The sequence below is a fragment of the Beggiatoa alba B18LD genome, assembly GCF_000245015.1.
In the GTDB taxonomy this organism is placed as follows: Bacteria; Pseudomonadota; Gammaproteobacteria; order Beggiatoales; family Beggiatoaceae; genus Beggiatoa; species Beggiatoa alba.
This window is the reverse complement of the sequence record NZ_JH600070.1, coordinates 788,362-811,022: the sequence shown is the minus strand read 5'-3', so window position 1 is coordinate 811,022 and position 22,661 is coordinate 788,362. Positions and strand designations below refer to the sequence as shown.

The following is a 22,661-nucleotide window of genomic DNA, read 5'->3' as shown; positions in this document are numbered from 1 at the left end:
GCTTTGTTTCAATAAACTTTATGTTTCATCTGCTTCGGAAAGTCTGTTCATTCTATCAACATCCAGCGAGTCTATACTGTTGCGAATGTGAAAGAAGAAGACTCCGAATAAAATCGCCGCAATCAGTACGTCAAAGGCAATTCCTAATTCGACGACCATTGGCATTCCATAAGTAGCAACCAGTGCAGCAAAAAATAGTCCGTTTTCTAATGCCATAAAACCAACAACTTGGCTAACAATTTGGCGACGGGAAATAATGAGGAGCATAGAGAGTAAGACGATTGCAAGACTAACGGCAATGGTATTGCGGGTGACTTTAGCGGCTAATTGTTCAATGGGGAGGACGACGTAGTAGCTAAAAATCACCAGCGCAACGCCACCCAGTAAGATAAGTGAGGGATACGCTAGTTTTTCTGCTTCGTAATGTAAATCTAGTTTTAAGGTGTGATAACGTAATAACCAAGGAATAAAAAGCACTTTAAGCGCAAAGGTTAGAACGGCAGAAATATATAAATGATGTTGTCCTGATACTATCGCCACCATCATCGCGGTTGCAGATAATAGTGCACCTTGCCATGCGAAGATGTTGATTAAGTTTAAAATACGGGTTTGTCCCAGCAGGGCAAATGCGGTATAAAGAACAAGCGAGGATAAAACAAGAATAGCTTGTTCATAGTGTGAAAGTGCGGTTAAATCCATATCAATCACCTTCAAAAGTCGAGTTATAAGAAGAGCGTATAATTTTACCACTTCTTTCATTAAAACATCTCATAAAAACAGGATAATAGAGTGTGTCCATGACCTCTTCTTTTTTTTCGTCTCGTGTCTTTTTTCTTTTGCTATTTGTTACAGGCTGTTGCTTTAGCCGTTTTAGTGATGCAGACACAGACACCCCGCCCCCGCGTCCCCCTAGTCATAAAGTCGTTGTGAATATAACAGGGGTTAGCGATACGTTATTGAATAACATTAAGGCATTTTTGAGTATAGAACAGCAGAAAGAACATCCGAATTTAAATCCTAATCGTATTCGCCGTTTACATAAATCTGCATCTGAGGAAATTCAGAAGTCTTTGCAACCATTTGGCTATTATCGCGTCACGGTGGATGCTGAATTAACCGAGCCTGCCCAAGGGGAAACGGTTTGGCAAGCTCGCTATGTCATTACGTTGGGCGCGCCGTTGTTAATTGATAAAGTAGATATTAAAGTGCTGGGCGATGGTGAAAAAGATGAGGCTTATCAAGATTTACTCCGCAAACTGCCCTTAGTTCGCAATGCGGTTTTAGACCATGCAGTTTATGAGAAATTTAAAAAGTCTTTATTTAATCTGACAGATGAGCGTGGCTATTTTGACGCACAGTGGCAACGCACAGAAATTCGTGTTGATGAAAAGGCTTATACCGCTGAGATTTATCTCTGGTTAGAAACAGGAAAACGTTATCGATTTGGTGAAATTGCTTTTAAACAATCGGTATTTTCCGACGAATTTATGCAACAGTTTTTAACATTTCAATCAGGGGATTATTTTTTAAACGCGCAATTATTAGAGATGAGCGCGAAATTGGCGGAAAGTGATTATTTTGCCAGTGTGCGTGTGGATGCGTTACGCGATAAACGAGACGCAACACAAGGCATTGTTCCAATAGAAATTGGGTTAGAAATGAATTCCCGCAATCGTTTACGCTCACGCTTAGGCTATGGAACAGATACGGGCATACGTCTCAGTGAAGAGTGGGAAAGGCGTTATGTAAATCGACGCGGACATCGTTTATTAGTTGATGGGATTTATACGCAAGAGCGGTCGAAATATATTGGCGATGTCAGTTATATCATTCCATTTAGCCAAGTAAAAACCAAAGATTTAAAATTCAGTTTCCGTTATGAAGGTGAGGATATTGATGAAAATAATCTTGCATTGGGCTTAGGGTTTGGCGATTCGGCAACGGCTCGTGGTTCAACTCGGCGCGAAATGTTTTCATTCGGTGTGATGAAACAAGAAAGCCGTGATTGGATATTGCCTGTTGATGAAGTGATTGGCTTAACCTATTTTACGGAAAAATATAATTTATTAAGTTTATTAACCGCACCAGAAGAAGCCTATTTAATCGATTATCTCATTGAAACTGGAGATATTACTACTGATGAGTTGGAAGTATTAAATGCGAATTTTAAAGTATTGATGCCCTCGATACAGTGGACATATACAGAGGCTGATAACCGTCGCTACACCACACGCGGGCAACAAGTGAGTTTAAAACTTTCTGGGGCAATTGATGGATTTGGCTCTAATTTATCGTTTGCACAAGCGCATGTACATGGCATGTTTATTCGCCCCTTATTGAGTAAAGGACGGGTTTTATTACGTGGGGATGTAGCCTATACCCAAGCAAAAACGGTAGAACTATTGGATTCTGGCATTACGGGCAATGTCCTTCCTAAATCGTTACAGTTTTTAACAGGGGGCGATAGAACGGTACGCGGTTATGCTTATGAAACGATTTTGCAAGAAAATTCGACCATTGCGGGAAAACATTTAGTGATTGCAAGTGCAGAGTATGAATATAAATTTTTGCAAGATTGGAGTGTTGCAGTTTTCTATGATGCGGGTAATGCGTTTAATAATTACAATGGCTTAAAATTGCGTCAAGGGGCAGGCGCGGGGATTCGCTGGTATTCACCCGTTGGCTTAGTTCGCTTTGATGTTGCAACGCCTGTTGCTCAAGAAGACAGTTCTATTAAAATTCATTTGGTAATTGGACCTGATTTTTAGGCGTGGAGAAAGCAAGGGAGGCTTAATCAAGGTGAGCAAAATCAGAATTAAATATTTTGGGGCTATTAAAGAAGGGTATCGTGATAATGAGGGATGGCTCGATATCAAAAAAGTGACTGTTTTTATAGGGTCTCAAGGGACAGGAAAAAGTACGATTGCAAAACTGATTTCAACGTTTACTTGGATTGAAAAAGCATTAGTTCGAGGTGATTATCAGAAAAAATGGTTTGAGCGTAAGAACCGTTTTAAAAATCAGATTCTCACTTATCATCGTTTAGAAAACTACTTTTTACCCAATAGCGATGATAAAGTTATGATTGAATATCAAGGAGATGCTTATACCATTATTTATCAAAAAGACGCGCTAACTATCAAGGAGAATGCGAGAACAAGCTATCATTTACCACAACTGATTTATATTCCTGCGGAAAGAAACTTTTTAACCTATGTCAAAACGTTAAGAGAGTTAAAGCTATCATCAGACTCGTTGCAAGAATTTCTTGCTGAATTTGAAAATGCTAAAGAGGCAATGCGCGGTAGTGTAGCACTGCCAATTAATAATGTAAGCATTGAATATGATAGGTTAAATAGTATTCTGAGTCTTAAAGGAGAGGCATACAAAGTAAAATTAACAGATGCCTCAAGCGGTTTTCAGTCTTTTGTACCTTTATTTTTAGTTTCTAACTATCTCGCTCACTCTATTAAAAAAGAAAATGAAAAAAATAAAGCCGCTTCTATGAGCGATGAAGAAATAAAACGTTTTAGAAAAGGGGTAGAAGAAATTTGGCGTAATGAGTCTTTAAGCGATGAACAAAGACGAGTCGCTTTATCTGTTTTATCTGCAAAGTTTAATAAGACCGCTTTTATTAATATTGTTGAAGAACCTGAACAAAACTTATTTCCTGCCTCTCAATGGCAAGCCCTAAAAAACTTATTAGCGTTAAATAATATGGCAGTAGGCAATAAGTTAATTATGACTACGCATAGCCCTTATATGATTAATTTCTTAACTATTGCTATTCAGGGCGCGTATTTACAACAGAAAATACACGAAGCTAATAAAAATGCAGTCTTATTGCCTAAGTTGAATAAGGTGATTCCTGAAGAGTCTTTAATAGATTTGAAAGATATTGCTATTTATCAAATAGACGCTGAACAAGGTGATATTACACAACTCTCTACTATTGAAGGAATTCCTTCCGATAGAAATTATTTAAACGACTTTATTAGAGAGGGCAACCAACTATTTGATGTGTTATTGGCTCTCGAAGAGGAAATTTAAAAAATGGACTTTTTTAATCCTCAATGTCAGGAATCACTAAACAACGCTCAATTTGGTCTTTGTGATGCTCAAGAGGGGGGAAAGGCGTATATCAATATCAGCAACCCAGAAAGCTGGATAGCAACAGTCCACAATGAAAAGTGTAAACAACTTATTTTTATAGCTGTTGATAAATGCGTGATACAAGATACAGAAGAGCAAGGGCGGGGGCGTTGTGATGGAATATTAATTTCTAATGAACATGAACATGAACATGAACATTTATATTTTATAGAACTCAAAGACCAAGTAAAAGAATGGATAAGCGATGCAATTGACCAATTAGAATCTACGATTCTTTTTTTTCAAAATAGACACTCCAATCTCTTTAAGACCTTCCAGCATAAAAAAGCATTTGCCTGTAACAAAAAACGTCCTCGCTTTCAAGAAATTGATAACGAACGTAATTTACGTTTTTTCAGAACATATGGCGTTCGTCTTGATGTTCAAGCAAAAATTTTAATAATTTAAACGTCTTTTATTTTATCAATGTTTTTTCTTTGGGTTATGCACAAATGCTACTGAATCCTCTAATTACGCTAATCACCGACTTCGGCACACAAGATGGCTATGTTGGTGCGATGAAAGGCTACTTATTGCAAGCCTGCCCAAGCGTTCGGCTGGTTGATATTAGTCATGAGATTGAACCGCAAAATATTCAACAAGCAGCATGGTGTTTAGTGCGGAGTGCGCCCTTATTTCCGCCTGATACGATTCATATTATTGTGGTTGACCCTAGCGTTGGTTCTAGTCGTCCGCCCATACTTTTAAAAACTTTAACTCAATGGTTTATCGCACCCGATAACGGCATTTTCAGCGAGTTAGTAAAACGTTATCCGCCTGAGTTGATTTATCAATTGCATCGTAAAACAGCATGGTGGCAAGCACATCAAAGTTTTGACGGATTAGCCCTGTTTTCACCTGCAGCAGCTTGTTTAGCAAATGGAATTCCGTTAGATAAATTGGGGATTAAAACCCATGCGATTACGGCATTAGCAGGTAGCAAACCGCAACATGCTCCGCATCAATTAATCGGTAAAATTATTTTATTTGACCGTTTTGGCAATGCGTTAACCAATATCAGTGCGGATGATTTGGTTAACTTACCAACGAAAGCACGCCAAGTCAGTTGTCAGAATTATCTATTTCCGCTGTGTAGTCATTATGCAGAAGGGCAAGATTCAGGGTTACTCGCCCTGATTAACAGTGATGGTATGTTAGAATTATCTGTTTACTGTCAATCTGCACAACAACAGTGCAATCTCCAAGTTGGCAATTCTGTCATCGTTCAATTTTAATTTAATAACAAAAGGTTATCTAAATGACGGCTCATCCCCCAGAAGAAAGAGAAAATGTTTTTATCAGTTTGTTAATTAATATTGTGATTCCGTCAGTTATTCTAATGAAATTTACCAGTGATGCTTATCTGGGGTCAGTTTATGGTTTATTGGTCGCGTTGGCGTTTCCGTTGGTTTATGGATTGTGGGATTTAATTAAGCATAGAAAATTCAATATTGTTTCTATTTTGGGGTTAGTGAGTATTTTATTAACTGGGGGAATCGGGTTATTGGAATTAGACCCGAAATGGGTGGCAATTAAAGAGGCTAGTATCCCTTTAATCATTGGGTTACTGGTTTTAATCTCATTAAAAACGCCTTATCCTTTGGTGAAAACCTTTATTTATAATGAAAAAATTATTAACGTGGATAAGGTGGAACAAGCATTACAGCAACAAGGCACAGTGGCGTTGTTTGAAAAACGCTTAACCTACTCTACCTATTTGATTGCTTGTTCTTTCTTGCTCTCTGCTATTTTAAATTATGGATTGGCAAAAGTGATTGTGACAAGTCCGGCAGGGACGGTGGCATTTAATGAAGAGTTGGGCAAGATGATGGCGTTAAGTTATCCCGTCATTGCGATTCCTTCTATGGTAGTTTTAATGTTTGCTCTGTGGTTTTTAGTCAGTGGAATTAGAAAGCTAACCCAATTACCTTGGGAAGAGATTTTTCAAGTGAAATAGTTATTTTTATAAGTATTTTAGGTTTTTTATCATAAAAAGCCGCTTTAAAGTCGTTTTTTGTGAGGGTGTATCATGTTATTATTACACTTTTCGTATCACCACCCTCTAAATTTTGCACTATTTTGTAGTTGTATTATTTAGTATTCACCAAAAACAGAGGAGTTAAAAATGCGTTTAATCCTGTTGGGCCCTCCTGGTGCAGGTAAAGGCACGCAAGCCAACTATATTAAAGAAAAATATGGGATTCCCCAAATTTCAACGGGCGATATGTTACGTGCGGCGGTTAAAGCAGGCACGCCATTAGGATTAGCAGCAAAGAAAATCATGGATGAAGGTGGATTGGTTTCTGATGAGATTATCATCGGTTTAGTGAAAGACCGTTTAAAAGAAGCTGATTGTGCCAATGGCTTTTTATTCGACGGTTTTCCGCGCACCATTCCCCAAGCCGATGCGATGAAAGCGGCGGGTGTTGAATTAGATTATGTGGTTGAAATTGCGGTTGATGACGAAGAAATTGTAAAACGCATGAGTGGTCGTAGAGTACATCTTAATTCAGGGCGTACTTACCACGTCATTTTTAACCCACCAAAAGTGGCTGGTAAAGATGATGTGACGGGTGAGGATTTAATTCAACGGGATGATGATAAAGAAGAAACTGTGAGAAAACGGTTAGAAGTTTATCATTCTCAAACCAAGCCTTTAGTCAGCTATTATTCTCAATGGGCAAATGCAGGCGGTACAAACGCGCCTCAGTATGTCTGTATTGCTGGTGTAGGTAAAGTTGAAGAAATTCGTGACGCGATTTTTGCGGCGATGAAGTAAAACGTCAAATAATGATGGGATAGGGGCGACAAACTTGCCCCTATCTAGCCTTTATTCATTTCCCTTTCTCAATTGGGCTGGCAACAACAGTGTAAAACTTGTTCCTTTGCCCGCTTCGCTTTCCAGTAAAATACTGCCCCCCATCATTTCCGTAAATCGTTTTGTGATTGCAAGCCCTAAGCCTGTGCCACCATATTTACGGGTTGTGGACGCATCCGCTTGGGTAAACGGTTGAAATAGCTTTTGTTGTTGTTCTGGCGTGATACCGATACCTGTGTCTGAAACTGCGAAGACAAACCATGCTTCGTGGGCATCTTGTTGGCGCGTAACTTTTAAATGAATAATCCCTTTTTCGGTAAATTTTGCCGCATTACTGAGTAAATTTAATAACATTTGTTTCAGTTTGGTTTGGTCGGATTTCATTTCCCCAAGTTGTTCCGTAAATTCGTATTGAAAAGTATTTTTATTCTTTTCAATTAACGGGCTTGCTGTACTGACCACATCATTGAGTAATTTACGTAAATCGAAGGTTTCTATATAGACCTCCATATGTCCTGCTTCGATTTTTGACATGTCCAAAATATCGTTAATCAATCCTAATAAATGTTTACCTGAGGATTGAATTCTGTCTAAATCTTGAACACAGGAGTCATAACCTGAATCAGTTGCTTCCTCTAATAAAATTTCGCTATATCCAATAATTGCATTGAGAGGGGTACGTAATTCATGGCTCATATTGGCAACAAAACGGCTTTTAGCAACATTGGCGGCTTCTGCGGCGGCTTGGGCTTCTTCTGCTAATTCCTTTGCCCGCAATAGTTGTTGATTTGCAATAAATAATTCTGATACATGCCGACGTTCTTGCAAAATAAAGTGACGGTACGACTTGATGCGACTGATTAATAATGGGGCATCTATCGGTTTGGTTAAGTAATCCGCCGCACCTAGATCAAAGCCTTTTTGTTTAAATGTTTCTGACTTATAAGCTGCGGTTAAAAACACAATGGGAATGTGTCTTGTATGTTTACGTGCACGAATTAGTTCAGCTGTTTCAAAGCCGTCCATTTCAGGCATTTGGACATCAAGAATAATTAAATCAACCTTTTCTTTTAGCAACACCCGTAATGCTTCTAAACCTGAGTCTGCCTCCAAAATCTGCACAGAGGGAATATATTCGCCGATTAAGTTGCGCAGTGTGAACAGGTTGTTTTTGTTATCATCAACGATGAGAATATTGAGAGACTCAGGGGTTGACACAACCTCTCTCCTTATTATTTGTGCTGCAAGTCCCATAATTCACCCGCTTTCCGTAATTAAGCCTGCACCTATTATTTTTGTAAATAACGCTCATTACTACTTGAATAATATAAAATATTGCGATTGCACAATTTTTATATTATAACTATTTGTATTTAAGAATCTTTATATATCGTACCATTATAAAGTATAGCGTTTTATTTTGGGAAATTAAGCTATCCAAAATACTTGGCGTTGAAATGTAATATAATGAATTTATTCAAAAAACAAGCTAAACGATGATTTATCACTTTCACCTTACAAATAAAGTCAATGTTATGGTAAACAATGACCGAATTCTCTATTGATTGTAAAAAAAGCAAGATTTATTCCGTATTCTTTGAATTTTAAAAATTGAGAAAATAATGTCTAATATATTAATTCGCAGAGCAATACCTGCTGATGCAGAACAATTATGGAAAATTCTGCACGCAGTTATCCAAACAGGAGAAACTTATAGTTTTGCCCCTGAGACGGATAAAAAGACTTTACTGGATTATTGGCTATCGTCTCATGTCTGGACGTATGTTGCTTTAATAGAGAATGAAATCGTTGGGACTTATTTGATTAAGGAAAATCACGCAGGACAGGGCGCACATGTGGCAAATGCTTCTTTTATGGTCGCACCAACGCGACAAGGTTTTGGAATTGGCAAGGCTTTAGGGATGCACGCACTGGCAGAAGCAAAATCGTTGGGGTTTTTAGCCATGCAATTCAATTTGGTTGTCAGTACCAATACTCAAGCAGTTGCTTTATGGAAACGCTTGAATTTTAATATTGTTGGGCAATTACCTCAGGTTTTTAAACATCCTAAATTGGGATTTGTTGATGCATTTGTGATGCATCGTTTTTTGTAGAAATTAGCGAGAATTTTCAAAATTTATTTTTTCGCTTTACAATCAACGTTTATTCCATGTATTGGAGTGCCTATCATGTCATCTACTTATATTCGTCCCCCTGCTGTTGCTGGTATGTTTTATCCCGCAAATCCTGCTGAATTGCAACAGATGGTCAAACAGTTTTTACAAGTTGCAACACCACCCTCGGCTATTCAACCAAAAGCCCTGATTGTCCCTCATGCGGGTTATCTCTATTCTGGTGCAATTGCAGCAACGGCTTATGCTTATTGGTTGTCCTTAGCAAGGACGATTAAGCGTGTTGTGTTATTAGGTCCTTCGCATCGTTATCCTTTACGTGGTTTAGCATTGAGCACAGCACAAGCTTATGCAAGTCCATTAGGCAATGTGTTATTAGATCATCAAACAGATGAGACCTTATTAAAGTTACCCTTTGTGCACGCAATAGATCAGGCTCATCAATCTGAGCATAGTTTAGAAGTCCATTTGCCATTTTTACAACAGTTATTTCAGCAGTTTACATTGATACCGCTTGTTGTAGGCGATGCAAGTCCGCAACAAGTGGGGCAAGTATTAGAATTGCTTTGGGGGGGCGAGGAAACTGTGATTGTGATTAGCTCGGATTTAAGTCATTACCATCCGTATGCAACGGCGCAGGCAATGGATGCACGCACATCTCAGGCAATTGAACAATTAAATTTTAACGCACTCCATTATGAAGATGCGTGTGGACGAAATCCGATAGCGGGGTTATTGTGCGTTGCAAAACAACGTCATTTAACCATTACTACCGTTGATTTACGTAATTCTGGTGATACTGCAGGTTCTCATGACAAGGTGGTTGGCTATGGCGCATACATCCTTCACTGAATCGCAACAACAAACATTATTGAGCATTGCCCGTGAGGCGATTCAACAGCATTTAAAAACGGGTAAAACTTTCATCATAGACCCTAAAGGCTTTGATGAAGCCTTACAAGTGATTCGTGCGCCGTTCGTCACATTGACCATTAATAGACAATTACGTGGTTGTATCGGGACATTAATTGCTTTACAGCCATTAGTGCATGATGTCGCCCATTATGCCCAAGCTGCCGCTTTTCACGACCCCCGTTTTCCACCTGTTACCCTAGCAGAATTACCACAGTTAGATATTCATCTTTCTATCTTAAATCCCGCAGAACCCCTTTTATTTACGGATGAAATGGATTTGCTTCGCCAATTGCGTCCACAAGTGGATGGTCTGATTTTTGAAGCTCAGGGACATAAAGCCACTTTTTTACCGTCAGTTTGGGAGAGTTTACCCACTGCCCGCGACTTTCTACGTCATTTGAAACAAAAAGCGGGTTTTTCAGCGGACTATTGGTCTCCGAGTGTGAAAATACAACGCTATACGGTAGAATCCATCGGCTAACCTAACGACTTAGCTTGTTTTATTCATAATTTAATGATAATGAAGACTTTCCCGCCTTTAATTCGCCTACCTGTTTTACTTCATGACTCCTGCATGGTCGCATTAGCATGGACATTAGCCCTCATCCTCCGCTACGACTTTCCCCTGCCTGATGAAACTGAAGCGGTTTTTTTACAGGTTTTACCGATTGTTGTAACATTACAAAGTCTTACCCTGTGGTATTTTGGGGTTTATAAAGGTATTTGGCAGTTTTCTAGTTTGCCCGATTTACTGACTATTTTACGCGCTGTCACCGTTGGGACTATTTTAGTAATTCTTGCCCTTGTTTTATTCAATCGTTTAGAAGGGATTCCGCGCCTTGCCCTATTTTTCTATCCGATTATGCTTATCATCTTATTAGGACTACCGCGATTACTAACACGCCTTTGGTACGAACATTCTTTTCTGTTTCTATTTCCTGCTAAACAGCTCAATGGTAAACCCATAGAACCACAACGTTTATTAGTGTTAGGTGCAGGTACATCAGGGGAAATGCTGGTGCGCGATATGCGTCGCTCTCATACCTGTGGCTATATTCCTGTGGGTTTTTTAGATGACCGTCAACGCTTGCATGGTGGACGAGTGCAAGGACTGCCTGTTTTAGGCGGTATAGAAGATGTTTGTGAATTGGTAAAAAGCTATAGCATTGATATCATTGTTATTGCAATGCCCTCTGCAACAGATAGCCAAATGCAGCGCGTGGTTGAACACTGTGAGCGAGCGGGCGTACCCTTTCGCACACTGCCAAAAATTCAAGAATTAAATAATCAAAGCGTTAATTTGAATAATCTTCGTGAAGTTTCTATCGATGATTTACTAGGGCGGGAAAAGGTACAATTAGATTGGCAACTCATTCAATCGGGTATTGCGGATAAAGTTGTGATGGTCAGCGGTGGCGGTGGTTCTATTGGTGCAGAACTGTGTCGGCAAATTGCCCGATTAAAGCCACAAGCCCTTGTGATTTTTGAACAATGTGAATTTAATTTATACAAAATTGATTTACAACTGCGTCATGAATTCCCGCAATTAACCCTACATATTTGTCTGGGGGATATTGTTGATAAAGTTGCCGTACAAGATGCTTTTCAACGTTATCAACCACAAGTCGTTTTTCATGCAGCGGCGTATAAACATGTCCCCATGTTACAATGTCAAACCCGCGCCGCTATTCGCAATAACCTATTGGGTACTAAGCAACTGGCTGAAATGGCAGTTAAATACCATTGTCCCATTTTCGTCTTGATTTCTACGGATAAAGCAGTCAACCCCACTAATATCATGGGCGCGACCAAACGGGCTGCCGAAATTTTCTGCCAAGGACTTAACGCTTGTTCAAATACCCATTTTATCACGGTGCGTTTTGGCAATGTTTTAGGCTCTGCGGGTAGCGTTGTTCCCTTGTTTAAAGCCCAAATTGCGAAAGGCGGGCCTGTGACCGTGACACATCCCGATATTAGTCGTTATTTCATGACGATACCTGAAGCCTGTCAACTCATTCTACAAGCAGGGACAATGGGAAAAGGTGGCGAGATTTTTGTACTGGACATGGGAAAACCTATTAAAATCAGCTATCTTGCGGAGCAAATGATACGCTTATCAGGACATCGTCCCAATCATGATATTCCTATCATTTATACAGGATTGCGTGCAGGCGAAAAACTCCACGAAGAACTGTTTTATGCAGAGGAAAAATTGAACCCGACACCACATCCAAAAATCCTACTTGCGGCACAACGCCCCATTGAATGGATACAACTACAAGACGCGCTTATTGAGTTGCAGACCGCCTGCGAACAAGCAAACGACACACAATTACAATACATCCTCAATACAATCGTACCTGAACTGCAATTACACCCCACTCATGCCCCATAAAAAACACAGACAACCACTTATCAGCCGATTACAACCATCACAATAACTATTTGGCTTTTTAATTCATGGGTTACGCTATAAATAACGCATTTAAATCACTGAGAAAAACCAGAATTACCTTATATAACTTAAAGGAGTAATAAAATATGCGGATTAGCATCTTTGGGTCTGGCTACGTAGGATTAGTGACAGGTGCTTGTTTAGCTGAAGTCGGTAATCATGTTATTTGCGTAGATGTTGATACCAATAAAGTTGCACTGCTGAATCAAGGACATGTCCCTATCCATGAACCCGGTTTAGATACCTTAATTAGCAACAATATGGCTGAAGGACGTTTAAAATTTACAACAGATGCAATTAATGCCATTGATTTCGGTGAAATTATCTTTATTGCAGTTGGCACGCCACCTGATGAAGATGGCTCTGCTGACCTCCGCTATGTTCTTGCTGTTGCAAAAAGTATTGGTCAAAACCTCACAGACTATAAAGTCATTATCGATAAATCCACTGTTCCTGTTGGTACAGCCGATAAAGTCCGTGCGATGGTACAAGCTGAACTCGATAAACGTGGCGTACAACAACGCTTTGATGTGATTTCTAATCCTGAATTCCTCAAAGAAGGAGCTGCCATTGGCGATTTTATGCGTCCTGACCGCATCATCATCGGCACAGACAATCCTGATGTTGAAGAACTGATGCAAGAACTCTATGCCCCGTTTAATCGCAACCATGACCGCTTATTAATCATGGATATTCGCTCCGCAGAACTGACTAAATACGCCGCTAACGCCATGCTTGCGACTAAAATCAGCTTTATGAACGAAATGGCAAATCTAGCCGAAAAAGTCGGCGCGGATATTGAACAAGTTCGCTTAGGGATTGGTTCAGACCCTCGCATTGGTTTTGGATTTATTTACGCAGGCTGTGGCTATGGTGGCTCATGCTTCCCAAAAGACGTTAAAGCCTTAGAAAAAACCTTCCGCGAATTTGGTATGCAAGCCCAAATCTTAACCGCCGTTAGCAATGTTAATGCGCAACAGCAACAAGTCATGTTCCGCAAAATACACAGCCACTTTAAAGGGGATTTACGTGGTAAACGCTTTGCCTTATGGGGACTTGCGTTTAAACCTAATACCGATGACATGCGCGAAGCACCCAGCCGTCCGCTGATGGAAGCCCTTTGGCAAGCTGGTGCAAGTGTACAAGCCTACGACCCCAAAGCGATGACAGAAACCCAACGAATTTATGGAGATAGACCAGATTTAACTTTCTGCGATAATCCAGAAGCCGCCTTACAAGATGCAGATGCCTTGCTGGTCGTGACTGAATGGCAAGTTTTCCGTAGCCCTGATTTCAAATTGATAGAAAGTAAACTCAAACAACCCGTTATTTTCGACGGTCGCAATCTCTATAATCACAACCGCTTAAAGAAAGCAGGCTTTAAATACTACGCTATTGGGCGCGGGGAACAGAGTTAACACTAGCCGATAAGAAATCCATTAATCTTATAACTGATTGATGGGTCTTATTAATATCGCTATCTTATCTTTTTTCAAAAAAACAGTTTTCGCTTCCCAGATTACAATCTCGTAACGCCAGAAATTCTTAAAACTAAATATGATAGACTGAGATATAGCGATAAGCTGAATCATCTCTACCCATAGGAAAAATTTATGAAGCGTTGGTTTTTACAATTATTGACAATTAGTGTACTGAGCTTAAGTTTCGGCGTTTCTGCTGTATATGCAGAAGAAGACTTATACAAAGACAGTTACACCCTCATCAATCCACCGCAACCGACAACAACTGCGGATAAAGTAGAAGTAACTGAATTATTCTGGTACGGCTGCCCTCATTGCTTTTCATTTGAACCCCATATCAATGCATGGCTCTCTAAAAAAGCAGATTATATTGAGTATGTCCGTGTTCCTGCTGTGTTTAATAACAATTGGGCATTACATGCGAAAGCGTACTACACGGCTGAAGCCTTAAATGTTGTCGACAAGTTACATACTGCATTATTCAACGCCATTCATTTACAAAAGAAACGTTTAGCGGATGAAGCTTCTATTATGGAAGTCTTTAAAGAAAATGGCGTGAGCGAAGAAGACTTTAAGAAGACTTTTAATGCTTTCGTTGTAGATAGCAGAATGCGACGTGCAAATGTGTTAAGTGTTGGCTATGGCGCAACAGGCGTGCCTGCGGTTATTGTGAATGGTAAATATTTATTATCCAGTGATAAAACAGGTGGCTATGATAATTTATTAAAAATCGTAGATTATCTGGCTGAAAAGGAATATAAAGCCATGAAACAAAATGCCCCTGCAACAACCCCTGTGGAAGAGCCGAAACCCACAGAATCAGCACCAGCAACCGCAGAGCCTGCAAAACCTGCTGATGCAAAATAATTGGTTATTTGTTGTAAAAATTTGCGTTTTGCAAAGGTTAAGCAAAGACCTGCTGGGTTAAAAGCTAGCAGGTCTTTTTATTTTTAAATTAACCTGAGTTCGGCGAGTTTCTTTTAAAAAGACAACAGCTTGTCTGAATCAGAATTAACAGAATTTTCAGAATTAACAGAATTTAAAACCCTTAAACCAAAAAATTAAGGTGAATCACGCTTTTTAATTCTGCTAATTCTGAAAATTCTGTGAATTCTGATTCAGACAAAAAAAGACCTGCTAGGTTTTTAAAACCTAGCAGGTCTCTGTTTTATTTTATAAAACTCGCCGAACTCAGTTTTTTTAAGCTCATTCTTTCGCCGTCGCAAAAACTCGGCTACTTGAAAAATCCTCAGGTTGCAACGTTACTAAATCCTTTTTAGTCAGTTGCTTGCCACTGCTGGCAAATAAACGATTGGCTTGGCGTAAACGGGCACGGTCTAATGCATTGCGGACACTGCGTGCATTGGCAAAATGTGGTTGTAACATACGCAGTTTGACATATTCCGCAAAGACTTGTTCGGCTTCAGGGCTAAATGCATACTGTTGTTGTGTCAGCATTAATTTAGCAATTTGTACTAACTCATCCACACTGTAATCAGGGAAATCAATATGATGGGCAATCCGCGAAGACATACCGGGGTTGCTATGAAAAAATTGTTCCATACGGTCTTTATAGCCTGCGAGTACAACGACTAAATCATCACGTTGATTTTCCATAATTTGCAGTAAAATCTCGATAGTTTCCTGCCCATAATCACGCTCATTTTCTGGGCGATAGAGATAATAGGCTTCATCGATAAATAAAACGCCCCCCATGGCTTTTTTCAATACTTCCTTAGTTTTCGGGGCTGTGTGTCCGATATATTGCCCGACTAAATCATCACGAGTGACAGCGACAAGATGCCCTTTACGCACATATCCTAAACGGTGCAGAATTTCGGCAATTCGCATGGCAACCGTGGTTTTGCCTGTCCCTGGATTACCTGTAAAGGACATGTGCAGACTTGGCGATTCTGATTGTAAATTTAAACTGCGTCGTACACGGTCAACTAATAATAATGAAGCCGTTTCACGAATACGGGTTTTAACAGGTTTTAAGCCAATTAATTCACGGTCTAGTTTATCTAACACTTCCTGTACGTGTGCATCACGAAATGCGGCTTGTAAATCGACTGGGGTATCATCAGGATAAACCGAAGTAGGTTCTGTCATAGTACTGCATCCTCGCATAAGTAGATAAAGCATAAATCGTGAATACATTTGTAAAATTTTTTATATAAAACAGTGAATAAACTAATATTTATTGGCTGTTTGCATTCACGATAGCACAATATTTTTTTAACCCTTAAGTCAGTTCATCACCCGTTTTACCTCGAACAGCCCAATGAGCGGGTGGGATTTCTATTAGGATGATTTCTAAATCTTGCTGAGAAATACCAACATCTGTCGCTATTCTTTCCATCAATTGATAAAGTAAGCGTTTTTTGGTCTCTGCTGTGCGTCCTGTAAAAAATTGGATTTCAATCACGGTGTAACGTTCAGATTTATCCTCGGGATACAGAAAGTTTTCAGCCGTTAAGGGAATGAAACGATGAAATCGTTTTTCAGCCGCAATTTGGAGCACCTCAACCATACAGCGATGAACGGTTGTCGATAAAATGTTTCGGTATTGTGGCAGGATAGTTGCGCCGCCATAAATGGTTACTTGAGCCATATGTGTGAATTCCCTGATAAAAAGTAAAACAATAGACTTGCGTTTTACGTGTATATCTTAACGGTTTATAATTCATTAAAAATATAAATTATAAACATTATAATGATATTTTTATTTTATAAATTATATCTATTTGGATAGCTTTCTAAATAAACAAAAGTGTGTAAAAAAATAGTCAACTATTCACGAATTCTGCACATTCTATGCATCCTTTCTACTTAGAAATCTGGCAAGATTAACTCATACTATACTGCCTATATCAATTTGATTATATACAATATATTACAAAGCAATACGTTTTCAGTCGGACTGTGCTCACTTATAAAAAGATATGAATATTTCTAACGGAATACAAACCTATGGCGTTTTGTTGACGCTGAAATATGCGGAGGCTGTAGAGTCTTTATCGATTATTCAGGTCAGCCAGAATGTGATTGAACATTTAGGCTTTACTGCAAATGAGCTTTTAAATCAGCCATTAAGTAAATGTATTCCTTTAGTCCAATTAGCCCCTTTAAAAGATTTTTTAAAAAACCCTTCACAATTAATAAACTATAATCCGTTTACGTGGGTTTTATCCGTCAAAGGGCAAACCCAACGTTTTAACGGAATTTTTTATTACAACCAGCAAGGTATGTTATTACTTTGTTTAGAACCTGTTTTAGCGCAAGCAAATCCTGATTTTTGGTATATTCATCAAGCACAAGCCATTATTGCACGCTTACAACCGATACAGCGTACTGAAACTTATTACATGAATTTAGTCAATGAGTTTCAAGCCTTTACAGGCTATGATCGAGTTTTACTCTATAGCTACAACCCATTGATGGGCGAGCAAATTTTAGCAGAAGCCAATAACAGTGCTTATATCACACATCCGCATCAGTATCCTTATCGAGAAATTCAGCCCGCGATTCATTTGGCGTGTCATAAACATCGCTTATGGTTTTTAAACGATATTCATCAATCAATTAGCTATTTAACCCCGTCACAACTGATGACAGGTGAGTTAGTTGATATGCATATGATTCCGCTTAATCCCCAATTACCGATTAGTTTACGTCATATACAAAATAACAAAGTGCGTGCTGTTTTCCTTTTAGCCCTCATCATTGATGACAAGCTTTGGGGATTTATTGTCGCACAACATAATAGCCCCTACCGTTTACCTTATGCGCAACGGGTTGCCTGTGAAGTGCTTGGACAAGCTATCTCTACACATCTGCATTATCTACAGCAGACGATAGACAGTCGCTTATATTCATCGAGCGATTTAACCCCAGCCACGCCTAATTTTATGCAGGCATTAAATGAATGTCGTGAGCATTATCACACGGTATTAAATGCACTGGAGGAAGGTTTAATTATTCATGACCATCAAGGAGATATTATTGAAATTAATCAACGTGCTTGCCAAATTTTAGATATGTCACTGGCAGAAATTAAAGCGAGTTATAACACAACGCAACTGCGTTTTTTCCATGAAGATGGCTCGCCTTATCCATATCAAGATTATCCGCCTTTATATGCGCTACATACGGATAAACCGCTACAACGTCTCGTTTTAGGGGTAACACATCAAGATAATGAAAATATCAAATGGCTATTAATTAATACACAACTGCTATACCGTGCGGGGAGTCACAATCCTTATGCACTTTTTGCTTCTTTTACAGACATCAGCGAGCATAAACGCACAGAAGAAGCCCTGCGTAAAAGTGAAGCCCGTTTATTAAAAACACAACAATTAGCCCGTTTAGGTTATTGGGAATTACAACTCAATAGTAAGCTAATTGAAGCCTCACGCGATTTTTTCCAACTCTTTAATTTACCTTACAGTACCACCCCCATTACCGTACAAACCTTTTTAGCCACTATTCACCCCGCTGATAGAGGTTATTTACAAGCGTACATTGAACGCACTATCTGGCAAGACGAAGCCTATATTTTAGAATTTCGAGTATTTCATCACGACAATGAGTTGCACTATTTACAAACCTATCTACATCCAATTTATGATAAACAAGGAAAAATAATTGCAATTCAAGGAGCAACCCAAGATATAACCTTGCATAAAGAAGCAGAGGAGCGACTTAAAAAAGCCATTGATGACGCAGAACGCGCAAAATCAGAAGCAGAACAAGCTAATTATGCAAAAGGTGCATTTCTTGCCAATATGAGTCATGAAATTCGTACCCCTATTAATGGCGTGCTAGGCATGGTCGAGCTTTTACGCTCAACCCCCTTAAATGAACAACAACACCATTATTTAGAGCGCGTACACACATCAGGAGAAACGCTATTAACCGTTATCAACGACATTTTAGATTTCTCAAAAATTGAAGCAGGAAAACTAGCCCTAGAAAATATTGATTTTAATTTTCATGAACTCATTGCAGACACCGCCGAATTTTTTAACTTATCTATTCAAAGTAAAGGCTTAAAATTTAATAAAGCCTTCCCGCCAGCCTTTCCAACCCTATTAAAAGGTGATCCCATCCGCCTACGCCAAATTCTAAATAATTTACTCAGCAACGCGATTAAATTTACTGAAACAGGAGAAATTAGTTTAAAAATAACCGTGTTAGAAGATAAAGAACGGCATATCCTTTTACATCTTGAAGTCATAGATACAGGCATCGGCATCAGTACCGATGTCGGCAACCGCCTATTTAAACCCTTTTCACAAGCAGATAGCACCACAACGCGCAAATATGGCGGAACAGGCTTAGGATTAGCGATTACTCGCCGTTTGCTACAAATGATGAACAGCGAAATCAGCTTAACCAGTAAAGTCGGTCAAGGTAGTACAGTCTGGTTTAATCTGCGTTTTGAAAAATCTACCCTCATTACCCCCGCACGCATACTCCCCTTGCCGCCGATAGTCCTAAATACAAACGTGGTACAAACACCCGTAACCCGCGTGTTATTAGCAGAAGATAACGAAATTAATCAAGAAGTCGCAAGTAGTTTTCTCGCAAAATTAGGCTGTCAAACCTATGTTGTGGAAAATGGAAAAGAAGCCTTAGATTTCCTCGCTAAAAACCCCATCGACATCGTTTTTATGGACTGCTACATGCCGATTATGGACGGATTTACCGCGACAGAACAACGACGTGCCGCAGAACAATCCCAACAAAAACCACATTTACCCATTATTGCTTTAACCGCTAACGCAATGCTGGGCGATAAAGAACGCTGCTTATCCGCTGGCATGGATGATTACATTAGTAAACCATTCAATATGCAACACCTGCGCAATGCACTACAACGTTGGCTACCGAATCATTTCAATGGATTAAACATTCCTGCGCCAACGCCAATGACTAGCCCGCTCACCACAACAGAAAGTTTGCTCAATGAAACAGTCATTACCAATTTACGTATTGACATGCAAGAAAGAGGAATCGGATGGCTTATCGATATTTATTTAAATGATGCGCCACACTCTTTAAAACACTTAAAAGATGCTGTAGCAGAAGTTGATATAGAAAAAATAAAAAGCTACGCCCATAAGTTTAAAGGCTCTAATAAAACCATTGGCGCACAAAAAGCCGCTGATTATTGTTTTTTACTAGAAAAAGCATTGAAAAATTTAGAAGATTTTGCAGAAGTACAACGCTTATTTGCTGAATTAGAACAAATTGTTGAAGCCACTAAGCAAGCATTGATTAAAGAAAAAAACGCGAGTCAGCCAACACATAAATCACCCGTTAATTGACCCAAGAATAATGATAAACCAATTTATTGATTTAAAGAAAAATAATCAGGATTTACAGGATTTATCATGATTTAACGTTCTAATCCTGAAAATCCAGCGAATCCTGAAATGAATAATCTTCACTTAGAAAAATTTAATCAGCACAACTCCAAGGATTAATAAAACTGCGCCGATAATACGCCCTGTTGATAATTCCGTTTCAGCAAAGCCGACTAAGCCGTAAGAATCTAAAATTAAAGAAGCAAACATTTGCCCCGCAACAGTTAATGCAATTAAGGTCGCTGCCCCTAATTTATGTGCAACCATCACCGCAATTAAGACATAAAACGCCCCTAATAACCCGCCAATCCATACCCAATAAGGCATTGTTTTAATCACTGCAAAGTTATTAAATGCCTGACGAGTCAAGAAATAATAAGCTAATAAAGCTAACGTACCGATTGCAAATGAAATCAGTGCCGCTAAGGCTGGGCTTGCTAAGTGGCGCGATAACGTTGCATTGACACCTGCTTGTAACGGTAACACCATGCCACCAATTAACGTCAAAATCATTAAAAACCAATTCATAAAAAACCTCATTGCCGTTTGAAATAAAGCCCTACTGATATAGTAAACGTACTACAAAGTGATTTAAGTTTAGGACTGGCAGTCCTGTGAGGACTGCCAGTCCTTCGCATCGTTTTATAGTGCGTTTACTATAACTAGAGTATGACCTCTTACACAGAGTAAAGTAGGTTGCATTATTTTTCACGAAATGAAACACAATTGCACATAAAAAAAGACCGACCAACCTGAGTTTTACGAGTTTTTTAAAAAAAAAGACAAGCATTTGTCTGAATCAGGATTTTCAGAATTAACAGGATTTAAAACCCTCAAACCAAAAATTTAAAGTGAATCACGCTTTTTAATTCTGCTAATTCTGAAAATTCTGTGAATTCTGATTCAGACAAAAAAAGACCTACTAGGTTTTGAAAACCTAGTAGGTCTGTCGGAACACGCGAAAAGGGTTGACCAGACAAGATTAAAACATTGTCTGAATCAGGATTTTCAGAATTAACAGGATTTAAAACCCTCAAACCAAAAATTTAAAGTGAATCACGCTTTTTAATTCTGCTAATTCTGTGAATTCTGATTCAGACAAGCTGTCAAGCTGTTGTCTTTTTAAAAGAAACTCGCCGAAATCAGGTTAATATTATTGACTTAGCAAACACTGCTGTAACGTGTTCGCTAAGTTTTCTAGTAGCACAAAATACAGATTTTCATTCGCGGCTAAACTTGCGCCCTCTGGGTCTAACACGCCCTGCTTTACGTTTGTACCTTTTATTAAGGTATTGACTAATTTAGGTTCAAATTGCGGTTCACTAAAAACACAACGTACTTGCCCTGTTTGCAAACGTGTCCGTAACTCATGCAAGCGTTTAGCACTCGGTGGATTTTCTGGTGACAGCGTAATAGAACCAACCCCATTTAATTGATAGCGACGCTCAAAATATTGATAAGCATCATGAAAAACAATATATGGCGTTGTTTTTATAGAAGTTAATTGCGTTTTTAAACGCTCGTCTAACGCGGTTAATTGTTGAATTAACCGTTCAGCATTGGCTTGATATAACGCAGTTTGTGCAGGATTTAATTGGCTTAATGCATGAGCAATGGCTTTAACCATGACAATCGCATTTTGAGGGTCTAACCAAAGATGTCCATCGGTTTGTACTTCATCATGTTCCGCATGTTCATGTGTTTCATGTCCTTCATGCGCATCATGTTCCTCGTGCTCATCATGAGTTTCTTCAGCATGATGCACATGTTTTTCCCAAATTCCACCAGAACGGATCGGTAATAGCGTCAACTCAGGCACATCACTTAATTGCAAAATGGTGACATTTTCTATGGTTGATAATGGTTTGACTAAAAAACTTTCAACAACAGGACTAACCCAAATGATTAATTTTGCTTGATGCAACTCACTGACTTGAGAAGGTTTTAACATGTAAGTATGTGGAGATTCTCCCCCTTGTAGCAATAAGCTGGGTTTACTGTCTTCTCCAGCCATTAACTGCAAGACCAATGCATAAATTGGTTTTATTGTGACAACCACGTCACTACCTGCTTGTACCACTGTAGAGAATAAACTAATTAAAATAATAAATAGTATTTTTTTCAAAATATTAACCTCAAAAATGTAATAATATAACATTTTCAGAATAACATAAATAATTCTTGGATGACATCCATTCATCAAAACAACGAATCATATGATTTAATTCTTAAAATGATAAATCTATTTTTTATTTTGAGACTTTCCTGTTATTATCCTTTAACTTAGCCTGACAAATATTGTTTTGCGTGCTATTTTAATATTAAATCCTCGTT

Annotated in this window: 19 protein-coding genes; 13 read left to right on the top strand and 6 right to left on the bottom strand. The window is 38.9% G+C overall.

Annotation, left to right across the window (positions count from 1 at the left end; translation table 11 throughout):
• Window positions 1–18 precede the first annotated feature (18 nt).
• Window positions 19–699 (bottom strand): formate hydrogenlyase, encoded by a 681-nt coding sequence (locus tag BEGALDRAFT_RS03290; RefSeq protein WP_040294859.1) that lies wholly within the window; start codon window positions 697–699, stop codon window positions 19–21.
• 98 nt (window positions 700–797) lie between these two features.
• Between BEGALDRAFT_RS03290 and BEGALDRAFT_RS03285 the strand changes: the two genes are divergently transcribed.
• From BEGALDRAFT_RS03285 to adk, 6 genes are all read left to right on the top strand, one after another.
• Complete coding sequence (locus BEGALDRAFT_RS03285; RefSeq protein WP_002683611.1) at window positions 798–2,768, top strand: autotransporter assembly complex protein TamA; 1,971 nt, start codon at window positions 798–800, stop codon at window positions 2,766–2,768.
• Window positions 2,769–2,799: 31 nt separating this feature from the next.
• A complete protein-coding gene (locus BEGALDRAFT_RS03280) occupies window positions 2,800–4,050 on the top strand; it encodes an ATP-binding protein (RefSeq protein WP_002683605.1) in 1,251 nt (416 codons plus the stop codon).
• Window positions 4,051–4,053: 3 nt separating this feature from the next.
• Window positions 4,054–4,560 carry a hypothetical protein gene (locus BEGALDRAFT_RS03275; RefSeq protein ID WP_002683603.1) on the top strand — a complete coding sequence of 169 codons (507 nt, stop codon included), beginning with the start codon at window positions 4,054–4,056 and terminating at the stop codon, window positions 4,558–4,560.
• Window positions 4,561–4,604: 44 nt separating this feature from the next.
• On the top strand, window positions 4,605–5,387 hold the full coding sequence (locus tag BEGALDRAFT_RS03270) for an SAM hydrolase/SAM-dependent halogenase family protein (protein ID WP_002683600.1): 783 nt from the start codon (window positions 4,605–4,607) through the stop codon (window positions 5,385–5,387).
• 23 nt (window positions 5,388–5,410) lie between these two features.
• A complete protein-coding gene (locus tag BEGALDRAFT_RS03265; protein WP_002683599.1) occupies window positions 5,411–6,109 on the top strand; it encodes a VC0807 family protein in 699 nt (232 codons plus the stop codon).
• A 168-nt stretch (window positions 6,110–6,277) separates the two neighbouring features.
• Window positions 6,278–6,931, top strand: coding sequence for an adenylate kinase (gene adk, locus BEGALDRAFT_RS03260; RefSeq protein ID WP_002683598.1), 654 nt, complete (start codon window positions 6,278–6,280; stop codon window positions 6,929–6,931).
• A gap of 51 nt (window positions 6,932–6,982) precedes the next feature.
• Here adk and BEGALDRAFT_RS03255 read toward each other — a convergent pair whose 3' ends face one another.
• Window positions 6,983–8,188 carry an ATP-binding response regulator gene (locus BEGALDRAFT_RS03255; protein ID WP_002683597.1) on the bottom strand — a complete coding sequence of 402 codons (1,206 nt, stop codon included), beginning with the start codon at window positions 8,186–8,188 and terminating at the stop codon, window positions 6,983–6,985.
• Window positions 8,189–8,592: 404 nt separating this feature from the next.
• Here BEGALDRAFT_RS03255 and BEGALDRAFT_RS03250 point away from each other — a divergent pair, with 404 nt between their 5' ends.
• The 6 genes from BEGALDRAFT_RS03250 to BEGALDRAFT_RS03225 all read left to right on the top strand — a co-directional run bounded on the left by BEGALDRAFT_RS03250 (window position 8,593) and on the right by BEGALDRAFT_RS03225 (window position 14,820).
• Window positions 8,593–9,084 carry a GNAT family N-acetyltransferase gene (locus tag BEGALDRAFT_RS03250; protein WP_002683595.1) on the top strand — a complete coding sequence of 164 codons (492 nt, stop codon included), beginning with the start codon at window positions 8,593–8,595 and terminating at the stop codon, window positions 9,082–9,084.
• Window positions 9,085–9,159: 75 nt separating this feature from the next.
• Window positions 9,160–9,954, top strand: coding sequence for an AmmeMemoRadiSam system protein B (gene amrB, locus BEGALDRAFT_RS03245; RefSeq protein ID WP_002683593.1), 795 nt, complete (start codon window positions 9,160–9,162; stop codon window positions 9,952–9,954).
• Window positions 9,932–10,498, top strand: a complete 567-nt coding sequence (gene amrA / locus BEGALDRAFT_RS03240) for an AmmeMemoRadiSam system protein A (protein WP_002683591.1) — start codon at window positions 9,932–9,934, stop codon at window positions 10,496–10,498. The genes amrB and amrA overlap by 23 nt, the downstream gene beginning before the upstream one ends.
• A gap of 33 nt (window positions 10,499–10,531) precedes the next feature.
• A complete protein-coding gene (locus tag BEGALDRAFT_RS03235; RefSeq protein ID WP_050978398.1) occupies window positions 10,532–12,412 on the top strand; it encodes a polysaccharide biosynthesis protein in 1,881 nt (626 codons plus the stop codon).
• Window positions 12,413–12,558: 146 nt separating this feature from the next.
• Window positions 12,559–13,890: a UDP-glucose dehydrogenase family protein gene (locus BEGALDRAFT_RS03230; protein WP_002683588.1), complete on the top strand. Its 1,332-nt coding sequence runs from the start codon at window positions 12,559–12,561 to the stop codon at window positions 13,888–13,890.
• 195 nt (window positions 13,891–14,085) lie between these two features.
• Window positions 14,086–14,820: a thiol:disulfide interchange protein DsbA/DsbL gene (locus BEGALDRAFT_RS03225; protein WP_002683583.1), complete on the top strand. Its 735-nt coding sequence runs from the start codon at window positions 14,086–14,088 to the stop codon at window positions 14,818–14,820.
• A 339-nt stretch (window positions 14,821–15,159) separates the two neighbouring features.
• On the opposite strand, the gene cbbX is transcribed toward BEGALDRAFT_RS03225, so the two are convergent.
• Entirely contained in the window at window positions 15,160–16,065 is a 906-nt protein-coding gene (cbbX, locus tag BEGALDRAFT_RS03220; RefSeq protein ID WP_002683581.1) for a CbbX protein, read from the bottom strand.
• A 133-nt stretch (window positions 16,066–16,198) separates the two neighbouring features.
• Window positions 16,199–16,567: a tautomerase family protein gene (locus BEGALDRAFT_RS03215; RefSeq protein WP_002683580.1), complete on the bottom strand. Its 369-nt coding sequence runs from the start codon at window positions 16,565–16,567 to the stop codon at window positions 16,199–16,201.
• A gap of 331 nt (window positions 16,568–16,898) precedes the next feature.
• On the opposite strand from BEGALDRAFT_RS03215, the gene BEGALDRAFT_RS17795 reads away from it, so the two are divergent.
• Window positions 16,899–20,288, top strand: a complete 3,390-nt coding sequence (locus BEGALDRAFT_RS17795; protein WP_002683579.1) for an ATP-binding protein — start codon at window positions 16,899–16,901, stop codon at window positions 20,286–20,288.
• Window positions 20,289–20,411: 123 nt separating this feature from the next.
• Here the strand turns inward: BEGALDRAFT_RS17795 and BEGALDRAFT_RS03205 are convergent, their stop codons facing one another.
• Window positions 20,412–20,855, bottom strand: a complete 444-nt coding sequence (locus tag BEGALDRAFT_RS03205) for a DMT family transporter (protein WP_002683578.1) — start codon at window positions 20,853–20,855, stop codon at window positions 20,412–20,414.
• Window positions 20,856–21,480: 625 nt separating this feature from the next.
• Window positions 21,481–22,452: a zinc ABC transporter substrate-binding protein gene (locus BEGALDRAFT_RS03200; protein ID WP_157237540.1), complete on the bottom strand. Its 972-nt coding sequence runs from the start codon at window positions 22,450–22,452 to the stop codon at window positions 21,481–21,483.
• Between the last annotated feature and the right edge of the window lie 209 nt (window positions 22,453–22,661).

Coding starts and splice junctions, on each gene's coding strand:
- BEGALDRAFT_RS03290 (WP_040294859.1), bottom strand. CDS start 699: ATGGATTTAACCGCACTTTCACACTATGAACAAGCTATTCTTGTTTTA.
- BEGALDRAFT_RS03270 (WP_002683600.1), top strand. CDS start 4,605: ATGCTACTGAATCCTCTAATTACGCTAATCACCGACTTCGGCACACAA.
- BEGALDRAFT_RS03250 (WP_002683595.1), top strand. CDS start 8,593: ATGTCTAATATATTAATTCGCAGAGCAATACCTGCTGATGCAGAACAA.
- BEGALDRAFT_RS03235 (WP_050978398.1), top strand. CDS start 10,532: ATGATAATGAAGACTTTCCCGCCTTTAATTCGCCTACCTGTTTTACTT.
- BEGALDRAFT_RS03275 (WP_002683603.1), top strand. CDS start 4,054: ATGGACTTTTTTAATCCTCAATGTCAGGAATCACTAAACAACGCTCAA.
- BEGALDRAFT_RS17795 (WP_002683579.1), top strand. CDS start 16,899: ATGAATATTTCTAACGGAATACAAACCTATGGCGTTTTGTTGACGCTG.
- amrB (WP_002683593.1), top strand. CDS start 9,160: ATGTCATCTACTTATATTCGTCCCCCTGCTGTTGCTGGTATGTTTTAT.
- BEGALDRAFT_RS03225 (WP_002683583.1), top strand. CDS start 14,086: ATGAAGCGTTGGTTTTTACAATTATTGACAATTAGTGTACTGAGCTTA.
- BEGALDRAFT_RS03205 (WP_002683578.1), bottom strand. CDS start 20,855: ATGAATTGGTTTTTAATGATTTTGACGTTAATTGGTGGCATGGTGTTA.
- BEGALDRAFT_RS03285 (WP_002683611.1), top strand. CDS start 798: ATGACCTCTTCTTTTTTTTCGTCTCGTGTCTTTTTTCTTTTGCTATTT.
- BEGALDRAFT_RS03230 (WP_002683588.1), top strand. CDS start 12,559: ATGCGGATTAGCATCTTTGGGTCTGGCTACGTAGGATTAGTGACAGGT.
- amrA (WP_002683591.1), top strand. CDS start 9,932: ATGGCGCATACATCCTTCACTGAATCGCAACAACAAACATTATTGAGC.
- BEGALDRAFT_RS03265 (WP_002683599.1), top strand. CDS start 5,411: ATGACGGCTCATCCCCCAGAAGAAAGAGAAAATGTTTTTATCAGTTTG.
- BEGALDRAFT_RS03215 (WP_002683580.1), bottom strand. CDS start 16,567: ATGGCTCAAGTAACCATTTATGGCGGCGCAACTATCCTGCCACAATAC.
- cbbX (WP_002683581.1), bottom strand. CDS start 16,065: ATGACAGAACCTACTTCGGTTTATCCTGATGATACCCCAGTCGATTTA.
- adk (WP_002683598.1), top strand. CDS start 6,278: ATGCGTTTAATCCTGTTGGGCCCTCCTGGTGCAGGTAAAGGCACGCAA.